The following is a 13114-nucleotide window of genomic DNA, read 5'->3' as shown; positions in this document are numbered from 1 at the left end:
GGTGAATTTCCGGTCGGAACGCACTATATGGAACTTACGCTGCCGCGGACGGCCCTTTGGGGTGTTCATTTTGGCGGTGCCATAGTTTGAAAACTGCCGGGCCTTGACCCCGGCGTGGATGGAGAACGCTTATGCCTGCTGTGCAGGAGACGATCGATCGAGTCCGCAAGATCGATGTCGACCAGTATAAATACGGATTCCAGACCGAAATCGCGATGGACAAGGCCCCGAAGGGGCTGAGCGAAGACATCATCCGTTTCATTTCGGCCAAGAAGGATGAACCGTCCTGGATGCTGGAATGGCGTCTGGAAGCCTATCGCCGCTGGCTGACGCTTGACGAGCCGACTTGGGCGCGCGTCCATTACCCGAAGATCGATTTCCAGGACATCTACTTCTATGCGGCGCCCAAGAGCACGCCCGGCCCGACCTCGCTCAGCGATGTCGATCCCGAACTGCTGAAAGTCTATGAAAAGCTTGGCATTCCGCTGAGGGAGCAGGAAATCCTCGCCGGCGTGCAGAAGACCGACGCCTCGGAGCTCGAGGAAGTCAGCGACAATGTCTACAAATCGGGCCGTGTCGCTGTCGACGCGGTGTTCGATTCCGTCTCCGTCGTCACCACCTTCAAGAAGGAGCTGGCGCAGGCCGGCGTCATATTCTGCTCGATCTCGGAAGCCATTCGCGAGCATCCGGAACTGGTGAAGAAATATCTTGGTTCGGTCGTGCCGACTTCCGATAACTACTACGCCACGCTGAATTCGGCCGTGTTCACCGACGGGTCCTTCGTCTTCGTGCCCAAGGGCGTGCGCTGCCCGATGGAACTGTCGACCTATTTCCGCATGAACGAGAAGAACACCGGCCAGTTCGAACGCACGTTGATCATCGCCGAGGAGGGGGCTTACGTCTCCTATCTCGAAGGCTGCACGGCGCCGCAGCGCGACGAGAACCAGCTTCATGCCGCGGTCGTCGAACTGGTGGCGCTCGACGATGCGGAGATCAAGTACTCGACGGTGCAGAACTGGTACCCCGGTGACGCCGAGGGCAAGGGTGGCATCTACAATTTCGTCACCAAGCGCGGCGACTGCCGTGGCGACCGCTCGAAGATCTCGTGGACGCAGGTCGAGACCGGTTCGGCCATCACCTGGAAGTATCCGAGCTGCATCCTGCGCGGCGACGATTCCAGCGGCGAGTTCTATTCGATCGCCGTGTCGAACGGCTATCAGCAGGTCGATAGCGGCACCAAGATGATCCATCTCGGCAAGAACACGTCGAGCCGCATCATCTCCAAGGGCATCGCCGCCGGCTTCTCGCAGAACACGTATCGCGGCCAGGTTTCTGCGCACCGCAAGGCGACCAACGCCCGCAACTTCACCAACTGTGACTCGCTGCTGATCGGCGACCAGTGCGGCGCGCACACCGTACCTTACATGGAAGCCAAGAATTCGACGGCGCAGTTCGAGCATGAGGCGACGACCTCGAAGATTTCCGAGGACCAGAAGTTCTACGTCATGCAGCGCGGCATCCCCGAGGAAGAGGCGATCGCGCTGATCGTCAACGGGTTCGTCAAGGACGTCATCCAGCAGCTGCCGATGGAATTCGCGGTCGAGGCGCAGAAGCTGATCGGGATCTCGCTTGAGGGCTCGGTCGGCTGACCGGACAGATATTCAGGAAACAAAAGAATGCTTGAGATCAGAAACCTGCACGCCCGCATCGTCGATGACGGCACCGAAATCATCCGCGGTTTGAACCTGACGGTGAAAGCCGGCGAAGTCGCCGCCATCATGGGTCCGAACGGTTCGGGAAAATCGACGCTGTCCTATATCCTCGCCGGGCGCGAGGACTATGAAGTCACCGAGGGCGACATCCTCTACAACGGCCAGTCGATCCTCGGAATGGATCCGGCCGAGCGCGCCACGTCCGGCATCTTCCTCGCCTTCCAGTACCCGATGGAGATACCGGGTGTGGCGACCATGGAATTCTTGAAGGTTGCGATGAACGAGCAGCGCAAGGCGCGGGGCGAAGAGCCGCTGAAGATTCCGGAATTCCTCAAGCGCGTGAAGGAAGCCGCCGCCTCGCTCAGCATGGACATGGCGATGTTGAAGAGGCCGCTCAATGTCGGCTTCTCCGGTGGCGAGAAGAAACGCGCCGAGATCCTGCAAATGAAGCTGCTTGAGCCGAAATTGTGCGTGCTCGACGAAACCGATTCCGGCCTCGACATCGACGCGCTTAAGATCGTTTCCGACGGCGTCAACGCGTTGCGCGCGCCGGACCGTGCTTTCCTGGTCATCACCCACTACCAGCGCCTGCTCGAACACATCGTGCCGGATAGCGTGCACGTGCTCTACAAGGGCCAGGTCATCAAGTCCGGCGACAAGTCGCTGGCGCTCGACCTGGAAGCCAATGGCTATGCCGGCGTGATCGGCGAAGCCGCGTGAGATGCCAGAAGGCAAGGCAAGACTGATGAATATGCACACACAGCCCCAGCGGACACCGGCCGAGACGGCGTTGATCGACGCCTTCGGCGAACGGTTGTCGCTGCTACCGGGCGACGGCGCGGTGATGCTGAAGCGCGACGACGCCATCGAGGCGATCAAGCACGGCCTGCCGACTCGGCGTGTCGAATCCTGGCACTACACGGACCTGCGCCGGCTGCTGAATGCGGTGCCGGACTTCGATCCGGCCGCGGCGGTCAAGGCCATTGCTCCGATCGTGGAAGGCTCGGCCGTGTTGGCCGTCCTGAACGGCGTATCGAGCACGAAGGTGCCGGCCGTTGAGGGCGTCACCGTGCAGCGCCTGACGGAAAAGCTGATCGATGGCAGCATCGCGCCGGGGCTCGATCCCTATGGCAGCGACGATGCCATCGGCGCTTTGAATACCGCTTTCGTTGCTGACGGTTACTTTGTCGACATCGCCGATGGCGTCGAACTGGACAAGCCGATCGAACTGCAGAACCTGCAGGCCGGTGGCCAGACGCATGTGCGCCTGCCGGTGCGTGTCGGCGCTGGCGCCAAGGCAATCATCGTCGAGCGTCAGACGGGTGACGGGGCTGCTCTGGTAAGTTCGGTCAGCCAGCTCGTGCTCGGCGAGGGCGCCGAGGTGACGTGGCTGATCGTCCAGGAACAGCCGGAGACGGCGACGCATCTGGCGCAGTTCACGGCCCATATCGGCAAGAACGCCAAACTGACGCTGTTCGTCATGAATGCCGGCGGCAAGCTCGTGCGCCAGGAGATCATGGTCAAGACCACTGGCGAGGGCGCCGATTTCAAGCTGCGTGGCATCAACTTGCTTGCAGGCGACACCCATAGCGACGTGACCATGGTGCTCGACCACACCGTGCCGCACACGACCTCGACGGAAGTGATCCGCAACGTGGTGACCGGCAAGGCGCGCGGCGTCTTCCAGGGCCGCATCAACGTCCACCAGTACGCGCAGAAGACCAACGCCAAGATGGCCTGCAACACGCTGCTGTTGTCGGACGACGGCGAGTTCTCGACCAAGCCCGAACTTGAAATCTTCGCCGACGACGTCGTCTGCGGCCATGGTGCGACCGTCACCGAGATAGACCACGACCACCTGTTCTACCTGATGGCGCGTGGCATCGACGAGAAGAGCGCGCGCGGCCTTCTGGTCAAGGCGTTTGTCGCCGAGGTGATCGAGGAATTGGACGACGAGACGATTGTCGAGGCGCTCGAAGCGCGGCTTGACGACTGGTTCGTGGCACACGGGTGATCCTGATGAACGCTCCGGGCAAGATCGGAGATTTCTACGACGTCGAGGCGATCCGCCGCGACTTCCCGATCCTGTCGCGGGAAGTCTATGGCAAGCCGCTGGTCTATCTCGACAACGGCGCGTCGGCTCAGAAGCCGCAGGTGGTGCTGGATACAATCCAGCACGCCTACAGCCAGGAATACGCCAACGTTCACCGTGGCCTGCATTTCTTGTCTAATGCCGCGACCGATGCGTATGAGAAGGCGCGCGAGACTGTGCGCCGTTTCCTCAATGCGCCGAGCACCGACAACATCGTCTTCACCTCGAACACGACGTCGGCGATCAACACGGTCGCCTATGGCTATGGCATGCCCAACATCGGCGAGGGCGACGAGATCGTGCTGTCGATCATGGAGCACCACTCCAACATCGTGCCGTGGCATTTCATCCGGGAGCGGCAGGGCGCCAGGCTGGTCTGGGTGCCGGTCGACGATCTCGGCGTCTTCCACATCGAGGAATTCGAGAAGCGGCTGACCGACCGCACCAAGCTTGTCGCCATCACGCAGATGTCGAATGCCTTGGGCACGGTGACGCCGATCAAGGAGATCGTGCGCATTGCGCATTCGCGTGGAATTCCCGTACTCGTCGACGGCAGCCAGAGCGCCGTGCACATGCCGATCGACGTGCAGGATCTCGATTGCGATTTCTTCGTCTTCACTGGCCACAAGGTCTACGGTCCGTCCGGCATCGGCGTGCTCTGTGGCAAGAAGGACATTCTCCTGGGCATGCGACCGTTCATGGGCGGTGGCGAGATGATCGAGGAAGTGACGGAAGACATCGTCACCTATAACGAGCCACCGCACCGCTTCGAGGCCGGCACGCCGCCAATCGTGCAGGCCATCGGGCTGGGCGCGGCACTCGACTATATGGAAAAGGTCGGTCGCGAGCGCATCGCCGCGCACGAGGAAGACCTCAAGACCTATGCCCACGAGCGGCTGCGCGCCATCAATTCGCTGCGCATCTTCGGCGACGCACCGGGCAAGGGGGCGATCATTTCCTTCGAGTTGCAGGGCATTCATGCCCATGACGTGTCGATGGTGATAGATCGGCAGGGAGTAGCGGTCCGCGCGGGCACCCATTGCGCCCAGCCGCTGTTGAAACGTTTTGGCGTAACCTCCACATGCAGGGCATCGTTCGGGATGTATAATACAAGGGCCGAAGTCGACGCTTTGGCAGAAGCGCTCGAAAAAGCGCGAAAGTTCTTCGGGTGACGATCATGGACGACGCTAGCCATACCACCGAGACCGTACCGGAAGCGGCCATCAATCCGCTGGTTTCCGCTTCGGCCATTCCCGCCGACGAATTGGCGCGGCTGACCGACGACATCGTCTCGGCGCTGAAGACCGTCTACGATCCGGAAATCCCGGCCGACATCTACGAGCTCGGCCTCATCTACAAGATCGACATCGAGGACGACCGCTCGGTCAAGATCGACATGACGCTGACCGCGCCCGGCTGCCCTGTCGCTGGCGAAATGCCGGGCTGGGTCGAAAACGCCGTCGGCGCCGTCGAAGGTGTTTCCGGCGTCGAGGTCAACATGACCTTCGACCCGCCCTGGTCGCCCGACCGCATGTCGGAAGAGGCACAGGTGGCGGTCGGTTGGTACTAGCGTCGAGCCGACAAAGGTTGGTGCCCTTGCGCCAGTGATAAAACTTCACCATTTTAGGTGAGGAATCATTCGGCAGGCCTTGAACCTGCATGGAATGGAGAGAGAAAAAATGGGACGCTTCGCCGTCATCACGATGACCGAAAAGGCCGCCGACCGGGTGCGCGAGATCGTCGCCACCCGCGACAACGCGCATGGCATACGCCTCGGCATCAAGAAGGGCGGCTGCGCCGGCATGGAATACACGGTCGATCTGGTGACCGAGCCCAACACCAAGGACGACCATATCGAGCGCGACGGCGCCCATGTGTATGTCGCGCCTGAAGCAGCGCTTTTCCTGTTCGGCACCGAGATGGACTTCGAGCAGACGACGCTGCGCACCGGTTTCACCTTCCACAACCCGAACCAGAGTTCGGCCTGCGGCTGCGGCGAATCCGTCGAGTTGAAGCCGGCTGACTTGAAAGCGCTGGCAGAGGCGCGGGCGTCGGCCTGAGTATTCCTCCCCCGCAAACGGGGAGAAGGATGCTAATCCACCCACATCTTCATTCGCTTGTGCCAGTCGGCGATCGATTCCTCCGGGTAGACGTCGAATGTTTTGTCGCCCTTGCCGATATCAGGCTCGACCCAGTTCGCCTTGTACTTCAGCATCAGATGCACCTTGCTCGGAGGCTTCGGCAAGTCGCTGTCGATCGCCGAGGCGAAGGGATGGACCAGCTCCGGCCAGGTCGGATCGTAGAGCCACAGTGCCGATCCGCATTTCCTGCAGAAATTCCGCTCGCCTGACGAGACTTCGCATTGCGAATGCTCGTCATCCTCGATCTCGGCTCGATAAACGCCAAGATTGCGCTTGCCGGTAATTTTCAGCGTTTCGTAGTCGGCGCCGAGATTGATGGCGAAGCCGCCACCACCCTGTTGCTTGCGGCAGATCGAGCAGTAGCAGAGCATGAACGGCACCGGTGTGTGGCTCTCGACCTCGAAACGCACGGCGTTGCACCGGCAGGACCCTTTGAGCAGAAGCGGCATGAAAAACTCCGACGAATTTCGTTCTCAACCTGTCAGCATGGTTTTGGTTGCGGCGATGACAATGCCAGATGCCGATGTCATGATCGCGGCATGGACAATGAACGCATAGCCGAACTTTTCGAAGGCCTTGGCCCGGTCAGCATCCGCAAATTGTTCGGCGGCAAGGGCATCTATTTCGACGGCGTCATCGTCGCCATCGTGCTGCGCGGCGAATTGATGCTGAAGGCGGACGAGCAAAGCGCGCCCGCCTTCGAAGCCGCCGGTTGCAAGCAATGGACCTATACCGGATCGCGGCACGGCAAGCTGGTCTCCATGCCCTACTGGAGCATTCCCGACAGCGCGTTCGACGATCCGGACGAGATGGCGGTGTGGGCACGCCGCGCCCATGAGGCGGGACGGCGCGCCGGCAAGTAGCTGCGTGGAAACTACAATGCCCTGGCGATCTTAGCCGCCAGTCTTGCATTGTTTTCGACCAGGGCGATGTTGGTCTTGAGGCTCCTGCCGCCGGTCAGTTCGAGGATCTTCGACAGCAGGAATGGCGTCACCGCCTTGCCAGTCACGTTGAGAGCCTCGGCTGCCTTCTGCGCGGCTTCGATATAGAAGGCCATCTCCTCGGCCGGGATTTCGTGGTTTTCCGGCACCGGATTGGCAATCAGCATGCCGCCGCCGAGCCCGAGCGCCTGCCGCGTCTGGTAGAAATGCGCGATGTCTTCCGGCTTGTACAAGGTCAACGGCGCGCGGAACGGCGAATGCCGCGACCAGAAGGCTGGCATCGTCTCGCAGCCATGGCCGACCACCGGCACGCCGCGCGTCTCCAGCACTTCAAGCGTCTTTTCGATGTCGAGGATGGCCTTGGCGCCGGCCGATACGACGATGACCGGCGTGCGCGCCAGCTCGTCGAGATCGGCGGAAATGTCAAAACTCTTTTCGCCGCCCTTATGCACGCCGCCGATGCCGCCGGTGGCGAACACCTTGATGCCGACCATATGCGCCGCGATCATCGTGGCGGCGACCGTGGTGCCGCCGGTGCGCCCTTGCGCGACCGCAAAGCCGAGGTCGGCGCGCGACAGCTTCATGGCGTCACCCGTCATGGCGAGCGATTCGCGCTCACCGTCCGAAAGCCCGATCTTGATGCGGCCGGCAACCACGGCGATCGTCGCTGGCACGGCGCCGCCATCGGTGATGATCTTTTCGACGTCCGCCGCCATGGCGCCATTGTCGGGGTAGGGCATGCCGTGGGTGATGATGGTGCTTTCCAGCGCCACCACCGGCCGCCCGGCAGCCAAGGCTTGCGCCACCGGCGCATGGATGTCGATGAAGGGGCGGGCGGTCTCTGGCGTCATCTTGATCTCCAACCCGGAGTGCGGCGATCCATCGGGACGCGCGAGCGGCACTCCGGCACTATGAATTTGCCGGTCTCATGCCACTTCCTGCGCATCCGGCACAAGGGCCAGCGCCTCGGAGAAGGTCGCCGCGGTGAAATCGGGAACGGCGTCGGCGCTTTCGATGGCCAGCGTCGCCGCGGCGACACCCTCGCGCAGTGCCGCGCGCAGGGGCATGCCACGCAGCAGGGCGGCAACGGTTGCGCCCGCCAGCGCATCGCCGGCGCCGGTAACATCCGCCACCTTCCTGGGAGCGGGCGGCATGACGGCAAAGGTGCCATCCCGGTCGAAACCCAGCACCGGGCCGCCGCCCGCCGTCACCACCGCGCTGTCGAGGCCGGCGCGTTTCAGGCCATCAACGATATCTTGCCCGGACGCCGTACCGTCCAGGCCAGCCAAGGCGACGGCTTCGCGCTGGTTCATGAAGACGACGGCCAGATGGCCGAGGACCGATTTCAAACGCACGATCTTGGCCGGCGAAATGGCAATGGCGAACACGGGCTTGCCGGCGGCAAGCAAAACCAGCCGCTCCAGTGCCGCCGAAGGCAGATTGGCGTCGCACAGAATGGCATCGGCGGCGGCGATCACCTCCCGCACCTTGGAACGACGAATCTGCTTGGGAAACGCCAACTCATAGAGCGCCATGTCGGCGAAGCCGACGATCAGTTCGCCCTCGCGGTCGATCAGCGCCGTGTAGCTCGGCGTCGTCCGATCAAGGAACACGGCGGACAGGTCGGCAATGCCTGCTTCCGCGATGGCTCGCGCGACGGTATCGGCGGCGGCATCGCCACCACGCACCGACAGCAGCGAGGCCGAGACCCCGCGCCGCACCAGACTGCGCAACGCGTTGAAGACGCCGCCGCCGACATCCTCGCGCATCGTGCCCGGATTGGAGGCGGCGGGCACGTAAGCGCCCGAAACCTGGCCGCGCCGGTCGATATGGGCACCGCCCACCGCCAGAATTCTTGGAGATTTCACCATGCCGGCGATATGACCTTTGTTATTCCACCCGCACAAGCGCTAGGCTGCGTGACGGAGTTTCGCATGCAAGGCAACGATTCGGCGGATCGAAACGGCCAAGCTGTCTGGCCCAATGTGGGATGCATTCCTGCTCGGGTTCTGGGACGAAAAAAGAACAAATCCGAATTTTGATTGTTTTTCAGATATTTGAAGCCCCTTGCCAAACGAGAACAAAAAAGGTACAAAATGACAGGGATTACGGATTGTCCGGCCTTCATTGACGACCAAGGGGTGATGTATCATGGCTCAGAATTCTTTGCGGCTGGTAGAGGACAAAGCGGTGGACAAATCAAAGGCTCTGGATGCGGCGCTGTCGCAAATCGAGCGGGCTTTCGGCAAGGGCTCGATCATGCGGCTCGGCGCGAACGAGCAGGTCGTCGAGATCGAAACGGTGCCGACCGGCTCGCTTGGCCTCGACATCGCGCTTGGCGTCGGTGGCCTGCCGCGCGGCCGCATCATCGAGATCTACGGGCCGGAAAGCTCGGGCAAGACGACGCTCGCCCTCCACACTGTGGCGGAAGCCCAGAAGAAGGGCGGCATCTGCGCCTTCGTCGATGCCGAGCATGCGCTTGACCCGGTCTATGCGCGCAAGCTTGGCGTCGATCTCGAGAACCTTCTGATCTCGCAGCCCGACACCGGTGAGCAGGCGCTGGAAATCTGCGACACGCTGGTGCGCTCCGGCGCGATTGACGTGCTGGTGGTCGATTCGGTCGCGGCGCTGACGCCTCGCGCTGAAATCGAAGGCGAGATGGGCGATTCGCTGCCCGGCCTGCAGGCCCGGCTGATGAGCCAGGCGCTGCGCAAGCTGACGGCATCGATCTCGCGCTCCAACACCATGGTCATCTTCATCAACCAGATCCGCATGAAGATCGGCGTCATGTTCGGTTCGCCCGAGACCACGACCGGCGGCAACGCGCTGAAATTCTATGCTTCGGTGCGCCTCGACATCCGCCGCATCGGCTCGGTCAAGGACCGCGACGAGGTCGTCGGCAACCAGACCCGCGTCAAGGTGGTCAAGAACAAGCTGGCGCCGCCCTTCAAGGTGGTCGAGTTCGACATCATGTATGGCGAGGGCGTGTCCAAGACCGGCGAACTGGTCGATCTTGGCGTCAAGGCCGGTGTGGTCGAGAAGTCGGGTGCCTGGTTCTCCTACAATTCGCAACGTCTCGGCCAGGGTCGCGAGAATGCAAAACTGTTCCTGCGCGACAATCCCGACACGGCGCGCGAGATCGAACTGGCGCTCAGGCAGAATGCCGGGCTGATCGCCGAGAAATTCCTCGAGAATGGTGGCTCCGAAGGCGGTGACGACGGTTTCGAGGATGAAGCCGGCGCGATGTAGGACGAGTATGGTCCGTCAGGGCTTCAGCCTGAGTTCGCGTACCCCAGTTTGAGTTTGCGTATCAATGCGTTTCGAACCGCCGGCCCTGGGTCGGCGGTTTTGCGTTTTGGCGGTGAGGCAGGCCGGTCCGGACAGTCGGCAAAGACCATGATTTGGACCAATTCCGTGTTTCTGGACAGGGTGCGGTGCGATCGCTAAAAGGCCAAGTCTATCTTCCAGGACGCAAGAGCCCATTTTCCGCCGGCTGGCCGGCGGTTCTCTCGAAAAGGCAGCATTCATGAGTGGCGTGAACGAGATCCGGTCGACATTTCTCGACTACTTCCACAAGGAGGGTCACGAGATCGTCGCGTCGAGCCCGCTGGTGCCGCGCAACGATCCGACGCTGATGTTCACCAACGCCGGCATGGTGCAATTCAAGAACGTCTTCACCGGCCTTGAGAAGCGGCCTTATTCGCGCGCCTCGACCGCCCAGAAGAGCGTTCGCGCCGGCGGCAAGCACAACGACCTCGACAATGTCGGCTATACCGCGCGCCATCTGACCTTCTTCGAGATGCTCGGCAATTTCTCCTTCGGCGACTACTTCAAGGAGCGTGCGATCGAGCTTGCCTGGAACCTGATCACCAAGGAATTCGGGCTGAACAAGGACAAGCTGCTGGTCACCGTCTATCATACGGACGACGAGGCAGCCGGCTTCTGGAAGAAGATCGCCGGTTTTTCCGACGATCGCATCATTCGCATTGCGACCTCGGATAATTTCTGGGCGATGGGCGACACCGGACCGTGCGGGCCGTGCTCGGAAATCTTCATTGACCGGGGCGAGCACATCTGGGGCGGCCCTCCCGGCAGTCCGGAGGAGGACGGTGATCGTTTCCTCGAATTCTGGAACCTGGTGTTCATGCAGTATGAACAGGTGACGAAGGAGGAGCGCATCGACCTCCCGCGCCCGTCGATCGACACCGGCATGGGCCTGGAGCGCATGGCGTCGATTCTTCAGGGGGTGGAAAGCGTCTTTGAAACCGATCTGTTCCGTCACCTGATCGACGCGGCGTCGTCGGCGATCGGGCATGGCCCCGACAAGGAAACCGTCGCGTCGTTTCGCGTCATCGCGGACCATCTGCGCTCGTCCTCCTTCCTGGTGGCCGATGGCGTGCTGCCGTCGAACGAAGGCCGTGGCTATGTCCTGCGCCGCATCATGCGACGCGCCATGCGCCATGCGCAGTTGCTTGGCTCCCGTGATCCGCTGATGTGGCGCCTGGTGCCGGCGCTGGTGCGCGAGATGGGCCAGGCCTATCCGGAACTGGTGCGCGGCGAACAGTTGATCACCGAGACGCTGAAGCTCGAGGAAACCAGGTTCCGCAAAACGCTGGTGCGCGGCCTCGGCTTGCTTTCGGAGGCTACGGAAAAGCTGCATCCCGGCGACATGCTGGATGGCGAAACGGCCTTCAAGCTCTACGACACGTACGGATTCCCGCTCGATCTGACGCAGGATGCGCTGCGCCAGCGCAACATCTCGGTCAATCTTGCCGGCTTTACCGATGCGATGGAGCGGCAGAGGGCCGAGGCGCGCGCTCATTGGGCAGGCTCCGGCGACGCGGCCACCGAGAGGGTCTGGTTCCCGGTGCGCGAGCAGGCCGGCGCCACCGAATTCCTCGGCTACGAGACCGAGCAAGCGGAAGGCCTCATCCAGGCGCTTGTCAGGGACGGCAAGACCGTCGACAGCGCCAGCAAGGGCGAGGCGGTTGCCGTGGTCGTCAACCAGACGCCGTTCTATGGCGAGTCCGGTGGCCAGATGGGCGACACCGGTGTCATTTCGGGCGAAGGCTTCTCGATCGATATCTCCGATACGCAGAAGAAGGCTGATGGGCTGTTCGTCCATATCGGCAAGGTGGCCAGCGGTACGGTCAAGACCGGCGCGGCCGTCGAGTTGAAAGTCGACCATGCGCGCCGCACCAGGCTGCGCGCGAACCATTCTGCGACGCATCTGATCCACGAGGCGCTGCGCGAGGTGCTGGGCAGCCATGTCGCGCAGAAGGGCTCGTTGGTCGCGCCGGAACGCCTGCGCTTCGACATTTCGCACAACAAGCCAATCTCGCCCGAGGAGCTCGAAGAGGTCGAGCGCATGGCCAACGAGATCGTCGTGCAGAACAGCCCGGTGTCGACGCGCCTGATGTCGGTCGACGACGCCATCGCCGAAGGCGCCATGGCGCTGTTTGGCGAGAAGTACGGCGATGAAGTGCGTGTGGTGTCGATGGGCACCGGCTTGCATGGCGCCAAGGCGAACCGGCCCTATTCGGTCGAACTCTGCGGTGGCACGCATGTCAGGGCGACCGGCGATATCGGTCTGGTGCGTGTCGTGTCGGACAGCGCGGTTGCCGCCGGCGTGCGCCGCATCGAGGCATTGACCGGCGAGGCCGCACGCAAGCATCTCGACGAGCAGGACAGGCGGCTGAAGACCGTCGCCGCAACGCTGAAGATCTCGCCGGCCGACGTGCCGGCGCGTGTCGAGGCGCTGCTCGACGAGCGCAAGAAGCTCGAAAAAGAACTGACCGAGGCGCGCAAGAAGCTGGCGCTGGGCGGCGGTGCCGCGGCGGGCGCTCCGTCGGAGAACGAGACGGTGGCGGGCGTCGGTTTCCTCGGCAAGGCGGTTTCCGGCGTCTCGCCGAAGGATTTGAAGCCGTTGGCTGATGCCGGCAAGTCGTCTCTCGGCTCCGGCGTCGTGGTCTTCGTCGGCGCCGGCGAGGACAACAAGGCGAGTGTCGTGGTCGCTGTCACCGATGATCTTGTCGGCCGCTTCAGCGCCGTCGATCTGGTGCGCGTGGCCTCCGCCGCACTCGGCGGGCAGGGCGGCGGTGGCCGGCCAGACATGGCCCAGGCCGGCGGCCCGGATGCTTCCAAGGCCGCCGATGCGATCGCGGCAGTGAAAGCTGCCCTCGAAGCCGCGTGATCAGATTGTGATCAGATAGCAAGGGCCCAACCACC

At 62.4% G+C, this 13114-nt stretch carries 12 protein-coding genes; 9 read left to right on the top strand and 3 right to left on the bottom strand.

The genetic code is table 11. From position 1 onward, the window contains the following. Positions 1–131: 131 nt before the first annotated feature. The 6 genes from sufB to sufA all read left to right on the top strand — a co-directional run bounded on the left by sufB (position 132) and on the right by sufA (position 5864). Positions 132–1649, top strand: coding sequence for a Fe-S cluster assembly protein SufB (gene sufB, locus AC56QQ_RS20745; RefSeq protein WP_256750867.1), 1518 nt, complete (start codon positions 132–134; stop codon positions 1647–1649). A 27-nt stretch (positions 1650–1676) separates the two neighbouring features. After that, positions 1677–2432 (top strand): Fe-S cluster assembly ATPase SufC, encoded by a 756-nt coding sequence (gene sufC / locus AC56QQ_RS20740; RefSeq protein WP_497123183.1) that lies wholly within the window; start codon positions 1677–1679, stop codon positions 2430–2432. Positions 2433–2457: 25 nt separating this feature from the next. Continuing rightward, positions 2458–3726: a Fe-S cluster assembly protein SufD gene (gene sufD / locus AC56QQ_RS20735; RefSeq protein ID WP_497123182.1), complete on the top strand. Its 1269-nt coding sequence runs from the start codon at positions 2458–2460 to the stop codon at positions 3724–3726. Between the two features lie 5 nt (positions 3727–3731). Next, positions 3732–4976 (top strand): cysteine desulfurase, encoded by a 1245-nt coding sequence (locus tag AC56QQ_RS20730; RefSeq protein ID WP_497123181.1) that lies wholly within the window; start codon positions 3732–3734, stop codon positions 4974–4976. A gap of 5 nt (positions 4977–4981) precedes the next feature. Then, positions 4982–5374: an SUF system Fe-S cluster assembly protein gene (locus AC56QQ_RS20725; RefSeq protein ID WP_497123180.1), complete on the top strand. Its 393-nt coding sequence runs from the start codon at positions 4982–4984 to the stop codon at positions 5372–5374. Positions 5375–5483: 109 nt separating this feature from the next. Continuing rightward, on the top strand, positions 5484–5864 hold the full coding sequence (gene sufA, locus AC56QQ_RS20720; protein ID WP_013532156.1) for a Fe-S cluster assembly scaffold SufA: 381 nt from the start codon (positions 5484–5486) through the stop codon (positions 5862–5864). Positions 5865–5896: 32 nt separating this feature from the next. On the opposite strand, the gene AC56QQ_RS20715 is transcribed toward sufA, so the two are convergent. Continuing rightward, entirely contained in the window at positions 5897–6394 is a 498-nt protein-coding gene (locus AC56QQ_RS20715; protein WP_497123179.1) for a GFA family protein, read from the bottom strand. A 90-nt stretch (positions 6395–6484) separates the two neighbouring features. Between AC56QQ_RS20715 and AC56QQ_RS20710 the strand changes: the two genes are divergently transcribed. Beyond that, positions 6485–6808, top strand: a complete 324-nt coding sequence (locus AC56QQ_RS20710) for a TfoX/Sxy family protein (protein WP_091578257.1) — start codon at positions 6485–6487, stop codon at positions 6806–6808. An 11-nt stretch (positions 6809–6819) separates the two neighbouring features. Here the strand turns inward: AC56QQ_RS20710 and AC56QQ_RS20705 are convergent, their stop codons facing one another. Together AC56QQ_RS20705 and AC56QQ_RS20700 are read right to left on the bottom strand one after the other, a co-directional pair. Next, entirely contained in the window at positions 6820–7737 is a 918-nt protein-coding gene (locus AC56QQ_RS20705) for a pseudouridine-5'-phosphate glycosidase (RefSeq protein ID WP_497123178.1), read from the bottom strand. 75 nt (positions 7738–7812) lie between these two features. After that, positions 7813–8757 (bottom strand): carbohydrate kinase family protein, encoded by a 945-nt coding sequence (locus AC56QQ_RS20700; RefSeq protein WP_497123177.1) that lies wholly within the window; start codon positions 8755–8757, stop codon positions 7813–7815. Between the two features lie 280 nt (positions 8758–9037). On the opposite strand from AC56QQ_RS20700, the gene recA reads away from it, so the two are divergent. Continuing rightward, the gene (gene recA / locus AC56QQ_RS20695) at positions 9038–10135 is read left to right on the top strand and encodes a recombinase RecA (protein ID WP_010909075.1); all 1098 of its coding nucleotides are present in this window, start codon (positions 9038–9040) and stop codon (positions 10133–10135) included. A gap of 277 nt (positions 10136–10412) precedes the next feature. Then, positions 10413–13079: an alanine--tRNA ligase gene (alaS, locus tag AC56QQ_RS20690; protein WP_497123176.1), complete on the top strand. Its 2667-nt coding sequence runs from the start codon at positions 10413–10415 to the stop codon at positions 13077–13079. The last annotated feature ends 35 nt before the right edge of the window (positions 13080–13114 follow it).

It is taken from the genome of Mesorhizobium sp. RCAM 05099, assembly GCF_059683685.1.
Note: the sequence above shows the minus strand (reverse complement) of the source record. Positions and strands in the feature narration are given on the sequence as shown.

Coding starts and splice junctions, on each gene's coding strand:
- AC56QQ_RS20705 (WP_497123178.1), bottom strand. CDS start 7,737: ATGACGCCAGAGACCGCCCGCCCCTTCATCGACATCCATGCGCCGGTG.
- sufD (WP_497123182.1), top strand. CDS start 2,458: ATGAATATGCACACACAGCCCCAGCGGACACCGGCCGAGACGGCGTTG.
- AC56QQ_RS20725 (WP_497123180.1), top strand. CDS start 4,982: ATGGACGACGCTAGCCATACCACCGAGACCGTACCGGAAGCGGCCATC.
- AC56QQ_RS20710 (WP_091578257.1), top strand. CDS start 6,485: ATGGACAATGAACGCATAGCCGAACTTTTCGAAGGCCTTGGCCCGGTC.
- alaS (WP_497123176.1), top strand. CDS start 10,413: ATGAGTGGCGTGAACGAGATCCGGTCGACATTTCTCGACTACTTCCAC.
- sufC (WP_497123183.1), top strand. CDS start 1,677: ATGCTTGAGATCAGAAACCTGCACGCCCGCATCGTCGATGACGGCACC.
- recA (WP_010909075.1), top strand. CDS start 9,038: ATGGCTCAGAATTCTTTGCGGCTGGTAGAGGACAAAGCGGTGGACAAA.
- AC56QQ_RS20700 (WP_497123177.1), bottom strand. CDS start 8,757: ATGGTGAAATCTCCAAGAATTCTGGCGGTGGGCGGTGCCCATATCGAC.
- AC56QQ_RS20715 (WP_497123179.1), bottom strand. CDS start 6,394: ATGCCGCTTCTGCTCAAAGGGTCCTGCCGGTGCAACGCCGTGCGTTTC.
- sufA (WP_013532156.1), top strand. CDS start 5,484: ATGGGACGCTTCGCCGTCATCACGATGACCGAAAAGGCCGCCGACCGG.
- AC56QQ_RS20730 (WP_497123181.1), top strand. CDS start 3,732: ATGAACGCTCCGGGCAAGATCGGAGATTTCTACGACGTCGAGGCGATC.
- sufB (WP_256750867.1), top strand. CDS start 132: ATGCCTGCTGTGCAGGAGACGATCGATCGAGTCCGCAAGATCGATGTC.